Genomic DNA, 17,358 nt, shown 5'->3' with positions numbered 1-17,358 from the left:
CCACGTCGGAAGCCTCGATTTTTTCACGGACGGTCGACGTCGACAAGCGCATTCGCCGTCTGGCTGTCGCGGCGTCGGAAGAACTGGAGCGTTGGAGATTGCCGGGATCGGGGCGTCTGACGCGCGCCGGCGTCTGTGGTTCCTGACGGAGCAGCCGTCGTCGGGGGGCGGTAGCCCAGACGCTGCCACTTATTCTCGGGGACCACGACCGCCCGGAATCCGCCGACGCCGACACCAGCGCCGACCCCGCCGTCGGCCACGAGCTGCTCGCTGCTGAGTCGGCGTCTACGGGCCTCGATCAACTGGTACGCACACTACGACTATATCTACCAACAGCGATACTACGTCGTGACTACTGGGACTGCGACAGAAGAACGACTCTCGCGACGAACGCTGCTCCGCCGGGGCGCCGTCCTCTCGACCGCCGCGGGACTGGCGCTGGCCACCACGACGGGTGTCGGAGCAGCGACGAGTAAGCCGGAGTTGATCGAGAAGATGGCGAGCGAAGCGGGCCTGTCGGCGGGCGACGCCGGACGGGTTCTCGACGGGCTCACAGCGGTGACGACGCGGGCGCTGGCGGCGGGCGACTCCGTCGCGCTGCCCGCGTTCGGCGCGTTCGTCGTGCGGAAGCGCCCGGGCCGTCGGAGCCGGGGGCAGTCTGACGACTCCCCGGTCGCCTTCGGTCCGTGCCCGGAGCTCGCGGCCGCGCTGGACCTGACGCCCGGACGGCACGACGAGCGCCGCGCCGCGGCGGCCTACCGCTGCGGCGACGCCGATGTCGTAGTCGACGCGGACATGATCGTCCGCGAAGTCGGGAAGAGGCGCGACAGCGGCCTGTCGAAGGCCGACGCGAAGCGGGGGCTCGACGCGTTCGTCACCGTGGCGACGCGCACGCTGGCCGCGGGCGAAGACGTCTCGCTCGGTGGGTTCGGGACGTTCAGCATCTCGAAGCGCTCGGCCCGCACCGGGCGCAACCCGCAGACGGGGAAAGAGATCAAGATCGCCGCGAAGAACGTCGTGAAGTTCAAAGCCGGCGCCGAGTTGTCCAAGGCGGTCAACTGAGATCGGTCGCGCCGGGACCGACGGTGGCCGCTCCCGTGTTGTGTGCCGAGCGGGAGTGGGACCGATCGATGGCGTGGAGTCTACACGGGTGGAACACAGCGACGTGCCCAGGACTCGGCCGGGTACCGTGAGGAACTCGAAAGAGAAACGCCGAAACGCGGGTGGTTAGTAGAACTCGCGGACCAGATCCATCGCGCCCTCGGGGGCGCCGTCGTGGTCGATCTCGCTCATGTTGGAGTCGAGACCGTGGGTCTCCTCGTACGGCACGGAGTCCTCGTCCTGGTAGAGCACACCCATGTACTCCTTGTCGGCGTCGAGGACTTTCTCCTTGGCCGCCTCGCGGTCGGTCGGGTCGTAGTCCGTCTCCGCCAGGTCGACCAGCGAGTCGCGGAAGTAGTCGTACGTGTCCACGTCGTTGAACGTGACGCACGGCGAGAACACGTTGACGAAGCCGAAGCCGTCGTGCTCGATGGCCTTCTGGACGATCTCCTGGTGGCGCAGCGCGTCACTGGAGAACGACTGGGCGATGAACGTCGCACCCGAGGCGAGCGCGAGCGCGAGCGGGTTGACGGGGGGCTGCTGGGGCCCCTCGGGCGTCGTCGAGGTCTCGAAGTCCTCGCGCGAGGTCGGGGAGGCCTGCCCCTTCGTCAGCCCGTAGATGCGGTTGTCCATCACGACGTAGCTCATGTCGACGTTGCGACGGACGGCGTGGACGAAGTGACCCGCGCCGATGGAGTAGCCGTCGCCGTCGCCGCCCGCGACCATCACTTCGAGGTCGGGGTTGGCCATCTTCACGCCCGCGCCGACCGGGAGCGCGCGACCGTGGACGCCGTGGATGGCGTAGCTGTGCATGTACGTGCCGATCTTGCCCGAACAGCCGATGCCGGCGACCACGAACGTGTTGTCGGGGTCGTTGCCCGTCTCCGCGAGCGCCTTCATCATGCCGTTCATCGTCCCGAAGTCGCCGCATCCGGGACACCACGTGGGCTGCTTGTCCGATTTGAAGTCGGTGAACCTGACCTGGGAACTCATGCTTCCACCTCCTGGCCGTCGGCGGCCAGCGTCTCTTTGATCTCCGCCGCGAGTTCGTCTGCCTTGAACTGCACGCCGTCGTACTTGTTGATCCGCTTCACGCGCTGGAGCGTGTCGTGCTCGACGACGTCCGCGAACTGCCCCGTCGCGTTACACTCCACGACGACGACCTGGTCGGCCGCCTCGAACTCCTCGGTGAGGTCGGCGCGCGGGAAGATGTACGGGCACGAGAGGATGCGCACATCGACGTCGTCGTCGTCGAGGTACTCCAGCGCCTCGACGAGGGTCCCCTCGTTGGAGCCCCAGGTGACGATGAGGTTGTCCGCGTCGGCGTCGCCGAACTCGCGCGGGGAGAAGTCCTCACGCTCCTTCGCCGTCTCGACCTTCCGGTTGCGCTTGTCGACCTGCTTCACGCGCATCTCGGTGTCCTCGGTGCGACGACCCTGTTCGTCGTGTTCGAGGCCGGTGGACATGTGCGCGCCGCCGGCGGTGCCGGGGAACGCGCGCGGTGAGATACCGTCCTCGGTGATCTCGTGGGGCTTGAAGCCGCCAGACTCGGTCTGGTGGTCCTCGATGGTGTCCTCGTCGACGACCTTGCCGCGGTCGATTTCGACGGCGTCCATGTCGAACGCCTCCGGCTCGAACGTCTGCTCGGTGACCGCCATCGCGAGGTCCGCCGCCAGGTAGACGGGCGTCTGGTACTTCTCGGCGAGGTTGAACGCCTCGACGGTCTTCCAGAAGCACTCCTCGACGGTGGTCGGGGCGAGGACGAACCGCGGAATCTCGCCGTGACCGCCGTACAGCATCATGTTGAGGTCGCCCTGCTCCTGCTTGGTCGGCATCCCCGTGGAGGGACCCGAGCGCATCACGTCGACGATGACCAGCGGCGTCTCGGAGGTCGCGACGAGCCCGAACGTCTCGGTCATCAGGTCGATACCGGGACCCGAGGTCGCGGTCATCGAGCGAGCGCCCGCGCGGGCGCCGCCGAGCGCGAGGTTGATCGCAGCGAGTTCGTCCTCCGCCTGCACGACGTGGCCGCCGAAGTGCTCGATGCGGCCCTTTAGGTACGTCATCACGTCCGTCGCGGGCGTGATCGGGTAGCCGGCGTAGAACTTACAGCCGGCGGCGATGGCGCCCATGCCGATCGCCTCGTCCCCGTTGAGCAGGACGTAGTCGTTGTCGGTGGTGTCGAGGTCGTAGTCGAGGTCGGCGTCGGGGTAGTTCTCCTGAACGTACTCCTGCCCGAGGCGCGCGGCCTGCTTGTTGTTCTCGACGATGGCCTGCCCCTTGTCGCCGAAGCGCTTCTTCAGCGAGGAGTCGAGGTGCTCGATGTCGAAGCTCGTCGCCTCACACGCCGCGCCGAGCGCGACGACGTTGCGCATGATGGCGCCGCCGGCGTCCTCCGCGAGCGCCTTGAGGGGAACGTCGAGGTCGACCATCCCGTCGGGAATCTCGACGTCGGACATCGTCGTCCGGTCCCCGTCGTAGATGATGACCGAGCCCTCGTGGAGCTCGTCCATGTTCTCCTCGATGGTTCGCGGCGTGAGGGCGACGAGCACGTCGAGGCGGTCGACGACCGACCGAACCTTCTCGGTCGACGTACGCACCTTGTACGCGGTGTAGCCGCCCCGGATCCGGGAGGCGAAGTCCTTCGACGTGAAGACGTGTCGACCCGCCCGGGAGAGCGCCTGCGCAAAGATCTTCCCGGTGGAGTCGATGCCATCGCCGGCCTCCCCGCCGATGGCCCAGTTGAAGTCCGCTGGCATACTGGTCACCCCTTCCCGCGGTCGGTGGAAAAGCCTTCTGAAAGGGGGGAACCCACGTTTCCGAGCGTTCGGCGGACGAACGAACTCCGTTTCGAACACGCGTGAATCGAACACTCGAAACCGCGCCCCGAATCACACGTTCGATCGGTTCGATCCGTGCTCCCTGTGGGACCGTCACAGACGCCGTTCGTCGCCGACGGCGCACCGACACGCGTCCCAGTCCGGTTCGACGACCGACGAACCGAGGTGGGTCGAACGGGGCGACGTTCCGGCCCGTATCGGCGCACGTTCCCGGTCGAGCAGGGGTGACAGTCGCGCCGGAAGCGACAGGTTCGGGTACTCCCCGTGGATACGGACGGGCATGGACGCAACAGTCGCAGTGCGGTCGGTCGCGGAGGTCGGTCCGGACACCGTCGCGGTGACGCTCGACTCGCCGGCGGCGTTCGACGGGAAGCCCGGACAGTTCGTCCGCCTCACGGCGACGGTCGACGGCACAGAGGAGTCGCGCTTCTACACCATCTCCTCGGCGGACACGGACGGGAGCTACGAGACGACCGTCGGACTGGACGGCGGCGAGTTCTCGCGATACCTCGCGGACCTGACCGCGGGCGACGAAATCGAGATGAGCGGCCCGTTCGGCGACGACTACTACGAAGGCGAGGCGCGGGCGGTCGTCCTCGCGGGCGGTCCCGGCGTCGGCCCCGCCGTCGCCATCGCGGAGGCGGCGCTGGACGCGGGCAACGAGGCGGCGGTCGTGTACCTCGACGACGAACCGGCCCACACCGAGCGCCTCGACACGCTCGCCGACCGCGGCGCGAGCGTCGTCGTCACCGACGGCGACATCGACGGCGCCGTCGCGGACGCGGTCACGGGGGTCGACGGCGAGCAGGCGTTCGTGTACGGCTTCGCCGACTTCGTCGACACCGCACTCGCGGCGCTGGAGTCCGCCGGCTACGCAGACGAGGCGAAAGTCGAGAACTTCGGATAGACGCGCGAGGACGCCCGACTCAGATCAGACAGCCGCCGTCGAAGTCGGCGCGGGCGTACTCCATGTCCATCAGGTCGAGGATGGTAGGCGCGATGTCGTACAGGTCGGCGTCGGTGATGTTCGCGTCGGGGTCGTCGACGAACAGGGTCGCGTTCTCGAAGCTGTGCATCCCGTTGCGCGGGCCGGTGGTGAACACGTCGTCGGTGTCGCCCGGCTTGAACTTCGCCTTCAGGTCGAAGCCGTGCGACGGGATGATCACCAGATCCGGCGCGATGGTGTCGTGGTCGCCGCGGAACGCCTCCTCCTTCTCGACGACGCGCTGTGCGACGGGCTTGCCGTCGGGGCCCTCCATCGCCTCGATGGCGGCTTTCAGTTGGTCACGGACCGCGTCGTAGTCCTCCTGCGGGACCGACCCGCGCGGTTCGCGTCCCTCGAGGTTGATGTACAGCCGACCGGGGATGAGTGAGTACGCCCGGGCGTCGTCGGCGATGTCGCCCAGTTCCTCGTGGTCGTCGTCCTCGAAGGTGAGCCACCCCTCGTTCTCGAGCCACTGGTTGATGTCGACCTCCCAGTCTTGGACGGTGAAGCCGTGGTCGGAGGCGACGACGAGCGTCACGTCCTCCGGGAGCATCTCGCGGATCCGACCGACGTAGTCGTCGACCTTCTCGTAGAACTCCATGAACTCCTCGTAGTACTCGCCGTCGCGGGCGTAGTCCTCGAACAGGAAGTGGTTCACCCGGTCGGTCGTCATGAACACGCCGAAGAACAGGTCCCAGTCGTCCTGCTCGATGTAATGCTCGAACGCCTGCATGCGCTTGTCGATGGTCTCGTGGCAGACGTCGAGGAACTCCGACTTGTCGTCTTTGTGCCCGAGTTTGGCGTTCGTGTCGATCCGGTAGTCGATCGACTCGAGGTACTCGCGCAACTCGTCGGGCTGCGCGGCCTTGTCGACGCTGGGGGAGAGGAACCCAGACACCATGCGCTGGACGTTGCGCTGGGGCGGGAACGTCACGGGGACGTTCAGCACCGTCGCGTCGCGTCCGTTCTCGGCGACGCGGTCCCACAGGCGGGTCGCCTGCACGTCACGCCCCATCGGGACGTACGTGTCGTAGCTTCCCACTTCGCGGTCCTGGAACCCGTACACGCCCGTCTCACCGGGGTTGACTCCGGTGGTGAGGGCGGGCCAGCAGGCGGACGACTCTGGCGGCACGATGGAGTCGATGGCGCCCGCCGACCCCTCCTCGGCGAGGGCGGCGAAGTTCGGGAACCGGTCCGGGTGGTCCTCCAGCAGCGAGTGCGGAACCCCGTCGATACCGACGAAGGCGACACGGGGATCGTCGTCCCCACGTAGCCGATCGAACAGTCCCATAGCAGCCCTATCCGCGGGGCCGCGTAAAGTAATTCAGGTTCTGGCGGCCGGTGTCTGGCGGTTCCCCCCGGGTGGGCACGGTGGTCGAGGCCACTGACCCCCTCGTCGGTCGCCACGCTCGGCCCCCGGGCAGTAACGTTTTGCGCGGCCCGGCCACAGCACGGACCGATGGACGAAGGCGACCCGACGCGCACCCCCGCGGACGCGGAACCGGACCCGTTCGACGCCTTCCGGCAGGTGGTCGCACTCCCGCGCGACGTGTTCGTCCTCTCGCTCGCGATGTTCGCCTTCAGCCTCGGGTTCCAGGCCACCGGGCGGTACCTCCCGCAGTACCTCCAGGTGCTCGGCGCGACGAGTCTCGCAATCGGGTTGTACGGGAGCGTCGGCAACCTGATCTCGGCGGTGTTCCCGTACCCCGGTGGCGCGCTTTCGGATCGCCTCGGCTCGCGCACCTCGCTCACGCTGTTCGGTCTCGCCTCCACCGTCGGCTTCCTCGTGTGGTGGGCAGCCGACCTGTTCCGCGACGTGACCGTCGGGCCGACGAACCTCGCGGTCGTACTCGTGTTCGTCGGCTTGTTCCTGTCGCAAGCGTGGAAGTCGTTCGGTCTGGGGGCCACCTTCGCGGTCGTCAAGCAGTCTGTCCCCCCAGACCGCCTCGCCTCCGGGTTCGCCGCGACCGAGACGTTCCGGCGGACCGCCTTCCTGCTCGGCCCGCTCCTGGCCGCCGCCGCCGTCTCCGCGTACGCGTTCACCGAGGGGTTCCGGCTGGTCTTACTCGGCGCGGCGGTCGTCGGGGCACTCGCGACCCTCGCGCAGTACGTGCTGTACGACGCCTCCAACGACTCCTTCGGGAAGTCGTTCGCGGGCGTGGAGGCGGTGCTGTCGGACCTCCGCTCGCTCCCCGACCCGCTGCGACCACTGCTCGTCGCCGACACGCTCGTCCGGTTCGCCAACGGAATGGTGTACGTGTTCTTCGTGCTCGTCGTCGTCGACGCGGGCGTGACGGCCAGCCTCCCGGTCGTCGGGACGCTGTCACCGGAGGCGTACTTCGGCGTCCTCCTCGGTGTCGAGATGGCGGTGGCGCTCGCGACGATGGTGCCGGTCGCCCGCCTCACGCGCCGGGTCGGGCTGAAGCCGGTCGTCGCGCTCGGGTTCGCCGTCTACGCGGTGTTCCCCGCGGCGCTGATCACCGCACCCACCGACCCCGCGGTGTACGCGGCGCTGTTCGCGTTCTCCGGGTTGCGCTTCGCCGGCCTCCCCGCACACAAGGCGTTGATCGTCGGTCCCGCCGAGGCGGACGCCGGCGGGCGGGTCACGGGGACGTACTACCTCGTCAGGAACGTGATCACCATCCCGAGTGCACTCGCGGGCGGGTGGCTCTACGGGCGCGACCCGACGGTGGCGTTCGGCCTCGCGACGGTCGTCGGACTCGTCGGCGTAGTGTACTTCCTCGCGCGCGGCCGCAGGTTCGCAGCGCACGCGGGCGCCGGTGCGGAGTGACGTGGTAGTCGGCGTCCCTCGGTCGGCACCGCTCGACTCACACGACTCGGTCAGTCCACGTTCGCCCGCCCCACGGCGTCGACGACGCGCTCGACGAGGGTGTCGAGGCCGTCGAGGCCCGCCCGCTTGGCGACGACGCCGTCGGCATTCACGAGCGTCTCGTCGGGCGCCGCGGAGTACACGACGACGGGGACGTCCGAATCGACGTTCGACACCGTCTCGGCGACGGCTGCCGCGTCTGTCAGCGGTGGCCGGTGGTCCGTGACGACGCAGTCAGCGCCGTCGGCGACCGCGGCGGCCACCGCGTCCGGGTCGGCGACGTGTCGGAGGTCGATCTCCGGATACGCGATCGATAGGTACTGCTCCGCGAGCGCGGCCACCTCGCAGTCGTGTTCGACGTGGACGACCTGGACGCGGTCGGTGTCTCCTGTGTTCTCCTCCGCATCCCCCTCCGTGATATGTGCTGACATCCCCCCTCACTCGTCGGCGGCGCCGGATCTATTTAACATAGACGCATTATTCAGTCGCGTACGTACCGAAACACACAGTCGCAGTGGCGTGGCTTCGACCGCGGGCGATGGGGCTTTGACCCGCCGGACCCAACCGGCGGGCGTGAGCGAGGAGCACGTCGACGCCGGTGAGACCGAGCCACGAGACGGGGCCGTCGACCCCGCCGAGCGACGGCCCGACCGACCGCCGATTGCCGGATTGCTGGAGACGCTGTCGGTCAAGCGCAACGTCGGCGTGGGCGTCGGCGTCGGCGTCGCGCTCGCGGTCGTGGTGTACCTCGTCCGGGCGCTCGAACTGCTGGGGCCGGTCGGCGGCACGCGCGCGTATCCGGTGTTGGGCGCGGACGGCTACTTCCTGCTGCTGGCGGTCGTGCTGGCGTCCGCCACCACCCTGTTCGTCGCCTCCGTCCTCACGGTCGCGTCGGCTGTGCGGGCGCTGCGGGCCGTCGACGAGTAGCGGTCGAGCGAACGCGTGGCCGAGTCGTCGACGCCGCGTCGACCGCCGGTCCCCACCGCGGACGGAGCCGTCGGAACCGCAAAGACGATGCGGCCCCTGAACACGTTCGATGGCCGCTCTCACGGCCGACCCGCTGGTCCAGTTGGTGCTCACGGGCGTGCTCTGTCTCGTGCCGACCGCCGCGTTCCTCGGCCTGCTGCGGTTGCTTGATCGACTCCGCAACGACGTGCTCGTGGAGCACACGATGCGGATGGCTGCTGAAGAAGGGGCGACCTCGCTCGCCGGCACGCGCTTCTCCCCAGGTGCGGCACTGGCGGCGGGGCGACCTGCGGACGCCGAACGCGCCGCTGCCGAGCGGGAAGCGGCGGTGGCGTGGGGTGACCCGGGGGCGGCGCGACGGTTGGTGCTGTGTGACGCGTGCGCGACGCTCCGGTCGCCGCGCCCGGGCCCGTGCCCCTCCTGTGGCGCAGTGATCGAGGAGCCGACCGACCGGCAGCCGCCCGAGTGACTCTCAGCAGTTCGAGCGGCTGTCTCTCGCCCGAGTGACTCTCAGCCGCCGGAACGTCGGGTCGACGGCGTGGCTCACTCGAGGTCGAACTCCTCGGGCGCCCCCGCGAGCACAGACAGGCGCTCGGCACCGGCGCGCGTCCCCTTCGCGATGAGGACGTCGCCGGCGCGTAGTCGGGTCGACGCCCGCGGCGACACGACCCACTCGCCGTCCCCGTCTTCCTCCCCGCCCGCGTGGTCGGGGTCGTCCGCGTCGGCGCCGTCGGTGCCACCTCGCCGGACGGCGATGACGCGCATCCCCGTCTCCGTCTTCACCTCGCGTTCTCCGAGTGTCGACCCGGCGAGGTCGCCGCCGGCGGCGACGACGAGTCTGACGATCACCTCGTCGGACTCCTCGACCGCCTCCGCGACGACGGGGTGGGCGTCCAGTCCGCGGAGCACGCCCTCGCTGATCTCCAGGGCGGCGTCGCTGATCACTTCCGTCGCCGACGCGAGGTGGACGAGGCCGCGGAGGCTCACGGGGTCGTCGACGCGCGCCGCCGCCTGAAGTGTCCACGCCTCGAAACGGGACTTCAGCGCGTCCACCTCCGCCTCCAACTCCGACACCTCCTCGGCGACGCCGCGGCTGTCGAACAGCACCGCGCCGTACGCCAGGTCGACCGCCAACTCGCTCATGTTCTTCATCAACACGATGGAGTCGACCGCGCGCTCCAGATCCGCGTCCGGCGGGTCGGGCGCCGCCGGCGACTCGTACGGGTCACCCGAGGCGGTCTCGTACACCTCTCGGAGTCCCTCCTCGAAGCCGCGGAGGATCAGCGTGTCGCCGGCCCGCAACTCCGTCTCCTGGTCCGGGTTCGTGATCCACCGCGCCTTCCCGGTTGCCTGGTCCCGCCGGACGGCGATGACGCGCACGCCAGTCTCCGTCTCCATGTTGATGCCGCCGAGCGTCCGTCCCACGTACCGGGAGTCGGGGGCGACCGGCACGCGCACCAGCGTCTCGACGGCCTCGGGGAGTGCCGCCCGCATCGCGTCGGGCAGGCCGACCTCCTCCAGGACGATCTTGGCGATGTCGCCGGCGGCGTCGCTGATCTTCTCAGCGGCTCCGACCATCCCCAACACTGGGGCCAGTTCCTCCACGTCTTCGGGCGAGCGCGCGGCCATCATCACGCTCATCCGAGCCTGGAGTTGGAGCACGTCCATCCGCGACTCCAGCGCGAGCACCTCCGCCGCGAGGTCGGGGCTGCCGTGGAGGACCGCCGAGAACGACAGGTCGATGAGCAGTTCGGCGGTGTCTTTCATCTCGGCCAGCACGGCCTTGACGCTCACTGGCTCGTACTCCACGGGCTCGTCGCGGTGCATCGGTTCGTGCGGAGTTCGCGCGGGCGGCGGATAACAGTTCGCTCGGTCGCGGTCGGTCGCGGTTAGTCGCGGCCGGTGCGCGTCCGTCGCGCTCTCTACTCGGAGTCGTGGAACAGCCGGTAAGAGGTGCGACCGACGGCGACGTCCTTCTCCTCGCCGTCGGGGGCGACGCTGGAGACGAGCGTGTCGGTGTAGCCCATCGACCCGCCCGTACGGAGCACCTCCGCTTCGACGCGGAGGTCGTTCGTCGCCGGGCGGAGGTACGTGACGTTGAGGTCCGTCGTCGCCAGCGACCCGGTCGTCGGGTCGTCGAACGTCGACCGGAGGGCGAACCCGGAGGCGGTGTCGACGAGCGTCGCCGCGATGCCGCCGTGGATGGAGCCGACGGGCGAGCCTGGGTTGACGAGTTTCTCGTCGTACGGGACGGACATGACGATGCGACCGCGCTCCAACTCCTCGACGGTGAGGTCGAGCCACGAGAGGAAGCCGTGGCTCTCGATGAACGTCTGGAGGATGTCGACGTGGTCGGCGTCGATGTGGGTGTCGTCGTCCATGCACGACCCGCCAGCGCGGGCCCACTTCACGGTTCGGTTCGCCACCCGGGGGCCGGCGGCACCTCAGTCGTCGTCGGCGTCGCCGGGGACCTCGCTCGGCGCGGGGCGGTCCGGGCGGACGGGCTCTTCGTTGCCGTCGCCGAAGCCAGCCGAGAGGATGCGGGTGAGCGCCTCCTCCACCTTCTCGTCGGTCTCCTCGAAGTCGCCGGGGTCCACCTCCATCACGAACCCGGTGGTGATGTTCGGGGCGGTCGGCATGAATACGACCTCGCGCCCGTCGCTGGTCGTCTGGCCGGTCTTGAACGCCGTCATCCGCATCCCCTGCCACGGCTCCAACTTCACAGGCGTCTGGAGGTCCTCGGTGCCGGTGAGTGCCGTCTCGACGGCCAACTTCGACGCGTTGTAGATGACCCGGAGGCCGGGAACGCGGTTGATCGCGTTGTCGAGCAGTCCCTCGGCGAGTCGCCCGGAGGTCGTCCGCATGAGGTACCCCGCCGAGAAGACGAGCAACACGAAGGTGACCAGCGCGATGATCACCTCCGCGAAGCCGTACACCGTGACGAGGTAGTCGTTGACGAACGAGAACGGCGTTCCTGGTGCGACGACGCCACCCTCCGGCGGTTCGATCGTGGGGATGAACGGCAGCGTCGACAGGAGGTTGTACAGCCAGTTGGCGACGAAGAGGATGACGAGGACGGGAGTGACGACGACGAGCCCGCTCGCGAAGTCGCGCTTCCACGTGGACATTCGGTTCTCACGTCGGGGTGCGTGGCCGACCCATATCAGCCCTTCTACACGGGGCGAGCGACGGGCGGTGGCGCGGTGCCGCGTCCGGGGCGGTCAGACCCCCGCGATCGCACGCAAGGCGAACAGGGCGTTCTCCTTGCGCTCGCGGATGCGCCGGTAGAAGTACGAGAACCACTTGTCGCCGTAGGGGGCGTACTGCCACACCTCGACGCCCTCGGCGGCGAGGCGCCGCTGTTCGTCTTCACGAACCCCCATCAGCATCTGCACCTCGTAGTCGGCGCCGTACTCCGCCGACAACTCGGCTGCCAGCGACACCATCTTCGGGTCGTGGCTCCCGACGGCGATACCGTCGTCGCGCTCTTTGAACAGGAACTCCAGGTCCTCGCGGTACGCCTCGTTCACGTCGGCCTTGTCGGTGTAGGCGATGGACGCCGGCTCGTCGTAGGCACCCTTCACGAGCCGGATCTTGCCGGGCACGTCGACGAGGCGGTCGAGGTCTTCGCGCGTGCGCCGGAGGTTCGCCTGCACGCACAGCCCGACCCCACCTTCGAACTCGCGAGCCAACGCCTCGAAGGCGTCCAGCGTCACGTCGGTCGTCTCGTGGTCTTCCATGTCGCACCAGACGAACACGCCGTGCTCGTCGCCGGCCTCGACGACACGGCGGAAGTTCTCGCGGAACACGTCGTCACCGAGGTCGATGCCGAGTTGGGAGGGCTTCACCGAGACGCACGCGTCGAGGTCGGTGTTGCCGATGTCGCGGACGATGTCGACGTACGTGTCCGCGTCGCTGGCGGCGGGGCCGGGGTCGTCGTAGTGCTCGCCGAGGAGGTTGAGGATCACCTTCACGCCGTCCTCGTTCGCCGCGCGGACGTGGTCGAACGCCGTTGCCGGCGTCTCCCCCGCGACGAATCGGCTCGCGATGGGTGGGATCATGTGGACGGCAATCCTTGCCACGCAGCGACCTTGAGTGTTGTCGGATCCCGTTCGGCCGCTGTCGCCACGGTCGCCGCTCCGACAGGAAATCCCCGTTCTTAACACGCCACCGCGAGCACCCACACGGAAATGGCAGGACTCGTTGGACTCGTCGCGGGGGCGCTGTGGGCGATGCTGCCGGCGTACGTCCCGAACAACGCCGCAGTGCTCGCGGGCGGCGGCGCGCCCATCGACGGCGGGCGGACGTGGGGCGGTCGACGGATCCTCGGCGACGGGAAGACGTGGCGCGGCACCGCCGCCGGCACGCTCGCCGGGGTGGCACTCGCGGTGGCGTTGAACGCGGTGAACGCGCTCGTCGCCGACACGGTCGGCCTCGCGGCGGGCGTGCTCCCCGTGTTCCCGCTCACGGCGGCGTTGGGGCTCGCCCTCGGCGCGATGCTGGGTGACATCGGCGCCTCGTTCCTCAAGCGACGCACCGGGCGCGAGCGAGGCGCGTCGTTCCCGGGGTTGGACCAACTCGACTTCGTCGTCGGCGCGCTGCTGCTCTCGCTCGTGCTGGCGACCGACTGGACGCTGGCGACGTTCACGCCCGCACGACTCGCTGTCGTGTTCGTCGCGACGCCGGTACTCCACGTCGTCACGAACGTGATTGCGTACCTCATCGGCGCGAAGAACGAGCCGTGGTGAGCGCCCCACCGCGACTGGACCGCACTGTACGCCCCGCCACTTCGTATCGCTGTTGAGAATTGGGACGACGCGGTTTTGTCCTCCGACCCCGTCCGTCGATCCATGAGCGACCCGGACCCCGCGACCACCGACGCCTCTCCCGAGCAGGAGGAGGAAGCGGAGGAGGAGGAGCGGCTGACGGTCCGCGAGCAGATCCGGGTCATGTTCCCGACGCTGGCGTTGGCGTTCATGCTGTTGGCCGCAACCAGCGTCGCGGGCATCGGCGGCGTCGTCGCGACGGGCCTCGGCGGGGAACCGATCGACCGCCCCGAGGGCTTCGCGTTCAGCATCGACGCCGAGGGGAACGACACGGCCATCCTGATCCAGCACCCGGATGGGGTCGTCCCCTCCGAGGACCGCGTCGTCGTCGTCGACGAGGCCGGCACGAAGGTCGCCTGGAACGACCTCCGAACCGACGTTGGTGAGGCACGCATCACGGGCCGGAGTGCGCTCGCGTGCCCCACGCAGGGCGCGACGTACCGCGTCGTCTTCGAGGGCCGCGCTGCCGACCACACTGTCGGCGCCTACGAGGTCGACGCGCCCGTCCCCGCGAGCGTCGTCGAGCGGTGTGAGGCGGCCAACTGAGCGCGGTCGCCGCCGCGGACCGACAGCCTTTCGCGCCGGCGGCCGACTCTCTCGCGTATGAGCGACACGACCGGTGCGGGCGACGCCGATGCCGAACTGATCGCGGCGCTGCGCGACGCCGAGGCCGTCCTGTTCGGGGAGTTCGAACTCTCCCACGGTGGCACCTCCGACTACTACGTCGACAAGTATCGCTTCGAGACGGACCCGACCTGCCTCCGCCTCATCGCCGACGCCTACGCCGAGCGCGTGGGCGACGCGAAGTTGGCGGGCGTCGCGCTCGGCGCCGTCCCGCTCGTGGCGGCCACGAGCGTCCAGACCGACTCGCCGTACGTCATCGTCCGCAAGGCCGCCAAGGAGTACGGCACGGGCAACCGCATCGAGGGCGAACTCGACGAGGGCGAGGAGGTCGTCGTCCTGGAGGACATCGCCACCACCGGCCAGTCCGCACTCGACGCCGTCGAAGCGCTGCGCGAGGCGGGTGCGACGGTGGAGAAGGTGCTCGTCGTCGTCGACCGCGAGGAGGGCGCCGAGGAACTGCTCGCCGACCACGACATCGAACTGGAGTCGCTCCTCACCGCGACACGACTGCTCGAGGACCGCTGACGCGCGTCTCGGTTGTGGCACGCACATCGCAGGTGGTCGCGTGCTACACGGTTACACAGTCCTGCACTCCTCGTTCCCTCACGGATCCGAAGTGTTCATACTTGCACGAACGAGCATAGATCTATGAACCGAGCGGAGAAGGCCGCACTGCAGTTGCAGGCGGTCGCCGTGTTGCGGACGCTGAAAGAGACGCGCACGTACGACGAGTTGGCGGAGGTGACGGGTCTGCCCGCGGGCGACCTGAACCGCTACGTCAACGGCCACGTCCTGCCGGGCGCCGAGCGCGCTCAGGAGGTCGTCGGCGGGATCGGTCGGGAGACGCTCGCCGCCGAGTTGGAGGCGCGCATCGGCTTCGACGACGAGGGGTACGTCGACAACTCCGGCGTCGTGTTCGACCAACCGTTCCTCGACCTCGTGGCGCCGGTGGCGGCAGAGGCGTTCGCGTTCGAGACGCCGGACGTGGTGTTGACGGCGGCGACCGACGGGATCACGCTCGGCGCCGCGATGGCCAGCCACTTCGACGCTCGCCTCGCCTACGCGAAGAAGTCGAAGGAGACCGCCGTCGAGGAGTTCATCGAGTCGCGACAGCGTCTCGCCTCCGGCATCGAGTTGACGTACTACTTGCCCGCGGGGGCCATCGACAGCGGGGAGTCGGTGCTCGTCGTCGACGACCTCATCCGCTCGGGCGAGACGCAGGAACTCCTGCTCGACATCGCGCTCCAGGCGGACGCGAACGTGGCTGGCGTCTTCGCGCTCATCGCCGTCGGCGACGAGGGGATCGACCGCGCGGCGGAGATCACCGACGCGCCGGTCGGCGCGTTGACCCGGTTCGAGTAAGGCGTCGTCGAGCGACCGCAGGGAGCGAGACGACGACGGACGGCGGCGAGGTCCGCGGGCCGAGCCGCCCACTGAGCAATTCCACAGGCGACCGCAAGGAGGAGCCATCCACTGAGCGATTCCACAGGCGACCCCGCCGGTCGGCGCGTGTGGCTCGCAGGCTGGACCGCGACCGACCGCGCGGCGGGAACGACTCGCTTCGTTTCGAACCGAACGCGGCCGAGACGTTCCTACACCGGACAACGTTCTGACGAGTCTGCGCCAACTGATACCCAAGTACGTGTATATCTGGTTGGTAGAAAGCCGAATAGTTAAGTGAAGTATGCACAAGTGTGCCGCCATGGGGCTGCAACAACAGTTGGCGGAGTACTTCGAGTTCGACGAACTCGGCACCGACCTCCGGACCGAGGTGGTCGCGGGGATCACGACGTTCCTGACGATGAGCTACATCGTCATCGTCAACCCGAGTATCCTCGCGGTCGCGGTCGCGAACGGCCCGGGGCCGGACCTCGGTCGGTCGTTCCCCGAGATCGTGCAGATGCTCGCCGTCGTGACGCTGCTGTCGGCGGCGGTCGCGACGTTCGTGATGGCGTTGTACGCGAAACGGCCGTTCGGCCAGGCGCCCGGCCTCGGCCTGAACGCGTTCTTCGCGTTCGGCGTCGTCCTCGGACTCGGTGTCCCGTGGAACACCGCGCTCGCGGCGGTGTTCGTCGAAGGCATCGTGTTCATCCTGCTCACCGTCGCCGGGGCGCGTGAGTACGTGATCAAACTGTTCCCTGAACCGGTGAAGTTCGCCGTCGGGAGCGGTATCGGATTGTTCCTCGCGATCATCGGGCTCGAGGCGATGCGCGTCGTCGCCTCCGACCCCGCGACGTACATCCAGTTGTCGCCCGTGTTCGCACAGGACCCGGTCGCGATCCTCTCGATGGTCGGCCTGTTCCTCACGTTCGCGCTGTACGCCCGCGGCGTCCCCGGGAGCATCGTCATCGGCATCCTCGGGACGAGTCTGCTGGGCTGGATCGCTTCTGCGGCGGGCTTCGCGGCGTTCACCGTCCCCGAGGACGCCGGCTACGTCCTCGCCGACGCGTCGCTCGCGCCCGCGCTCGACAACCTGACGTACTCGGCCGCCGGGTACGACATCACCCCGCTGGTGGGCGCGTTCATCGGCGGGTTCGCGAACGTCGACGCGCTCGCGTTCGCGCTCATCGTGTTCACGTTCTTCTTCGTCGACTTCTTCGACACCGCCGGCACACTCGTCGGCGTCTCGCAGGTCGCCGGCTTCCTCGACGAGGACGGCAACCTCCCCGACATCGACAAGCCGCTGATGGCCGACGCAATCGGCACCACCGTGGGGGGTATCCTCGGCACCTCGACGGTCACGACGTACATCGAGTCCGCCGCCGGCGTCGAGGAAGGCGGTCGCTCCGGCATGACCGCGCTCGTCGTCGCCGTCCTGTTCGTGCTGTCGCTGGCGGTCGTGCCGCTCGCTGCCGCCGTACCGATCTGGGCGAGCCACATCGCGCTGGTCGCCATCGCGGTGCTCATGATGCGCAACCTGGTCGACATCGACTGGTCCGACTACACCAACGCGGTGCCCGCCGGCCTCACCATCCTCGTGATGCCGTTCACCTTCTCCATCGCGTACGGCATCGCCGCCGGCATCATCTCGTACCCGCTGGTGAAGACCGCCGCGGGTGAGTTGGAGGACGTCCGCCTGGGCCACTGGGCGCTCGCTGGCGCGTTCGTCCTCTACTTCTTCGTCCGCACCGGCGGCGTCCTCGGCGGCGCCGTCTGATCCGGCCGCGCGACTCGTCGCCCCCGCAT

18 protein-coding genes are annotated in these 17,358 nt (G+C 68.8%); 10 read left to right on the top strand and 8 right to left on the bottom strand.

Annotation, left to right across the window (positions count from 1 at the left end; genetic code table 11):
* The first annotated feature begins 348 nt into the window (after positions 1-348).
* Positions 349-1,062 (top strand): HU family DNA-binding protein, encoded by a 714-nt coding sequence (locus tag P0R32_RS17955; protein WP_276237511.1) that lies wholly within the window; start codon positions 349-351, stop codon positions 1,060-1,062.
* Positions 1,063-1,227: 165 nt separating this feature from the next.
* Here the strand turns inward: P0R32_RS17955 and P0R32_RS13290 are convergent, their stop codons facing one another.
* Both P0R32_RS13290 and P0R32_RS13285 read right to left on the bottom strand, forming a co-directional pair.
* Entirely contained in the window at positions 1,228-2,094 is an 867-nt protein-coding gene (locus tag P0R32_RS13290) for a 2-oxoacid:ferredoxin oxidoreductase subunit beta (protein ID WP_276237510.1), read from the bottom strand.
* A complete protein-coding gene (locus tag P0R32_RS13285; protein WP_276237509.1) occupies positions 2,091-3,860 on the bottom strand; it encodes a 2-oxoacid:acceptor oxidoreductase subunit alpha in 1,770 nt (589 codons plus the stop codon). The genes P0R32_RS13290 and P0R32_RS13285 overlap by 4 nt, the downstream gene beginning before the upstream one ends.
* A 361-nt stretch (positions 3,861-4,221) precedes the next feature.
* Between P0R32_RS13285 and P0R32_RS13280 the strand changes: the two genes are divergently transcribed.
* Positions 4,222-4,848, top strand: coding sequence for an FAD-dependent oxidoreductase (locus tag P0R32_RS13280; protein ID WP_276237508.1), 627 nt, complete (start codon positions 4,222-4,224; stop codon positions 4,846-4,848).
* 19 nt (positions 4,849-4,867) lie between these two features.
* Here the strand turns inward: P0R32_RS13280 and P0R32_RS13275 are convergent, their stop codons facing one another.
* Positions 4,868-6,217 (bottom strand): alkaline phosphatase family protein, encoded by a 1,350-nt coding sequence (locus P0R32_RS13275; protein ID WP_276237507.1) that lies wholly within the window; start codon positions 6,215-6,217, stop codon positions 4,868-4,870.
* A gap of 168 nt (positions 6,218-6,385) precedes the next feature.
* Here P0R32_RS13275 and P0R32_RS13270 point away from each other — a divergent pair, with 168 nt between their 5' ends.
* Complete coding sequence (locus P0R32_RS13270) at positions 6,386-7,717, top strand: MFS transporter (RefSeq protein ID WP_276237506.1); 1,332 nt, start codon at positions 6,386-6,388, stop codon at positions 7,715-7,717.
* A gap of 50 nt (positions 7,718-7,767) precedes the next feature.
* On the opposite strand, the gene P0R32_RS13265 is transcribed toward P0R32_RS13270, so the two are convergent.
* Entirely contained in the window at positions 7,768-8,187 is a 420-nt protein-coding gene (locus P0R32_RS13265; RefSeq protein WP_276237505.1) for a hypothetical protein, read from the bottom strand.
* A 142-nt stretch (positions 8,188-8,329) separates the two neighbouring features.
* On the opposite strand from P0R32_RS13265, the gene P0R32_RS13260 reads away from it, so the two are divergent.
* Positions 8,330-8,683: a DUF7536 family protein gene (locus P0R32_RS13260; RefSeq protein WP_390219240.1), complete on the top strand. Its 354-nt coding sequence runs from the start codon at positions 8,330-8,332 to the stop codon at positions 8,681-8,683.
* A gap of 109 nt (positions 8,684-8,792) precedes the next feature.
* Positions 8,793-9,191, top strand: a complete 399-nt coding sequence (locus tag P0R32_RS13255; RefSeq protein WP_276237504.1) for a hypothetical protein — start codon at positions 8,793-8,795, stop codon at positions 9,189-9,191.
* 74 nt (positions 9,192-9,265) lie between these two features.
* Here the strand turns inward: P0R32_RS13255 and P0R32_RS13250 are convergent, their stop codons facing one another.
* From P0R32_RS13250 to P0R32_RS13235, 4 genes are all read right to left on the bottom strand, one after another.
* A complete protein-coding gene (locus tag P0R32_RS13250) occupies positions 9,266-10,549 on the bottom strand; it encodes a potassium channel family protein (RefSeq protein ID WP_276237503.1) in 1,284 nt (427 codons plus the stop codon).
* A gap of 95 nt (positions 10,550-10,644) precedes the next feature.
* Positions 10,645-11,103: a PaaI family thioesterase gene (locus P0R32_RS13245; RefSeq protein ID WP_276237502.1), complete on the bottom strand. Its 459-nt coding sequence runs from the start codon at positions 11,101-11,103 to the stop codon at positions 10,645-10,647.
* 63 nt (positions 11,104-11,166) lie between these two features.
* Positions 11,167-11,850 (bottom strand): DUF502 domain-containing protein, encoded by a 684-nt coding sequence (locus P0R32_RS13240; protein WP_276237501.1) that lies wholly within the window; start codon positions 11,848-11,850, stop codon positions 11,167-11,169.
* A gap of 93 nt (positions 11,851-11,943) precedes the next feature.
* A complete protein-coding gene (locus P0R32_RS13235; protein WP_276237500.1) occupies positions 11,944-12,783 on the bottom strand; it encodes a proline dehydrogenase family protein in 840 nt (279 codons plus the stop codon).
* Between the two features lie 129 nt (positions 12,784-12,912).
* On the opposite strand from P0R32_RS13235, the gene P0R32_RS13230 reads away from it, so the two are divergent.
* The 5 genes from P0R32_RS13230 to P0R32_RS13210 all read left to right on the top strand — a co-directional run bounded on the left by P0R32_RS13230 (position 12,913) and on the right by P0R32_RS13210 (position 17,329).
* Complete coding sequence (locus P0R32_RS13230; protein WP_276237499.1) at positions 12,913-13,470, top strand: CDP-2,3-bis-(O-geranylgeranyl)-sn-glycerol synthase; 558 nt, start codon at positions 12,913-12,915, stop codon at positions 13,468-13,470.
* A gap of 102 nt (positions 13,471-13,572) precedes the next feature.
* Entirely contained in the window at positions 13,573-14,094 is a 522-nt protein-coding gene (locus tag P0R32_RS13225; protein WP_276237498.1) for a hypothetical protein, read from the top strand.
* A 57-nt stretch (positions 14,095-14,151) separates the two neighbouring features.
* The gene (pyrE, locus tag P0R32_RS13220; protein WP_276237497.1) at positions 14,152-14,697 is read left to right on the top strand and encodes an orotate phosphoribosyltransferase; all 546 of its coding nucleotides are present in this window, start codon (positions 14,152-14,154) and stop codon (positions 14,695-14,697) included.
* 123 nt (positions 14,698-14,820) lie between these two features.
* A complete protein-coding gene (locus P0R32_RS13215; protein WP_276237496.1) occupies positions 14,821-15,534 on the top strand; it encodes a phosphoribosyltransferase family protein in 714 nt (237 codons plus the stop codon).
* A 340-nt stretch (positions 15,535-15,874) separates the two neighbouring features.
* Entirely contained in the window at positions 15,875-17,329 is a 1,455-nt protein-coding gene (locus tag P0R32_RS13210) for an NCS2 family permease (RefSeq protein ID WP_276237495.1), read from the top strand.
* Positions 17,330-17,358 lie beyond the last annotated feature (29 nt).

It is taken from the genome of Halobaculum marinum (genome assembly GCF_029338555.1).
GTDB lineage: Archaea > Halobacteriota > Halobacteria > Halobacteriales > Haloferacaceae > Halobaculum > Halobaculum marinum.
Note: the sequence above shows the minus strand (reverse complement) of the source record. Positions and strands in the feature narration are given on the sequence as shown.

What these genes read in the sequence shown, in the direction of transcription:
- P0R32_RS13275 (WP_276237507.1), bottom strand. Translation starts at nt 6,217, where the DNA reads ATGGGACTGTTCGATCGGCTACGTGGGGACGACGATCCCCGTGTCGCC.
- P0R32_RS13235 (WP_276237500.1), bottom strand. Translation starts at nt 12,783, where the DNA reads ATGATCCCACCCATCGCGAGCCGATTCGTCGCGGGGGAGACGCCGGCA.
- P0R32_RS13270 (WP_276237506.1), top strand. Translation starts at nt 6,386, where the DNA reads ATGGACGAAGGCGACCCGACGCGCACCCCCGCGGACGCGGAACCGGAC.
- P0R32_RS13225 (WP_276237498.1), top strand. Translation starts at nt 13,573, where the DNA reads ATGAGCGACCCGGACCCCGCGACCACCGACGCCTCTCCCGAGCAGGAG.
- P0R32_RS13240 (WP_276237501.1), bottom strand. Translation starts at nt 11,850, where the DNA reads ATGTCCACGTGGAAGCGCGACTTCGCGAGCGGGCTCGTCGTCGTCACT.
- P0R32_RS13280 (WP_276237508.1), top strand. Translation starts at nt 4,222, where the DNA reads ATGGACGCAACAGTCGCAGTGCGGTCGGTCGCGGAGGTCGGTCCGGAC.
- P0R32_RS13245 (WP_276237502.1), bottom strand. Translation starts at nt 11,103, where the DNA reads ATGGACGACGACACCCACATCGACGCCGACCACGTCGACATCCTCCAG.
- P0R32_RS13290 (WP_276237510.1), bottom strand. Translation starts at nt 2,094, where the DNA reads ATGAGTTCCCAGGTCAGGTTCACCGACTTCAAATCGGACAAGCAGCCC.
- P0R32_RS13230 (WP_276237499.1), top strand. Translation starts at nt 12,913, where the DNA reads ATGGCAGGACTCGTTGGACTCGTCGCGGGGGCGCTGTGGGCGATGCTG.
- P0R32_RS13250 (WP_276237503.1), bottom strand. Translation starts at nt 10,549, where the DNA reads ATGCACCGCGACGAGCCCGTGGAGTACGAGCCAGTGAGCGTCAAGGCC.
- P0R32_RS13215 (WP_276237496.1), top strand. Translation starts at nt 14,821, where the DNA reads ATGAACCGAGCGGAGAAGGCCGCACTGCAGTTGCAGGCGGTCGCCGTG.
- P0R32_RS13210 (WP_276237495.1), top strand. Translation starts at nt 15,875, where the DNA reads ATGGGGCTGCAACAACAGTTGGCGGAGTACTTCGAGTTCGACGAACTC.
- P0R32_RS13255 (WP_276237504.1), top strand. Translation starts at nt 8,793, where the DNA reads ATGGCCGCTCTCACGGCCGACCCGCTGGTCCAGTTGGTGCTCACGGGC.
- P0R32_RS13265 (WP_276237505.1), bottom strand. Translation starts at nt 8,187, where the DNA reads ATGTCAGCACATATCACGGAGGGGGATGCGGAGGAGAACACAGGAGAC.
- pyrE (WP_276237497.1), top strand. Translation starts at nt 14,152, where the DNA reads ATGAGCGACACGACCGGTGCGGGCGACGCCGATGCCGAACTGATCGCG.
- P0R32_RS13285 (WP_276237509.1), bottom strand. Translation starts at nt 3,860, where the DNA reads ATGCCAGCGGACTTCAACTGGGCCATCGGCGGGGAGGCCGGCGATGGC.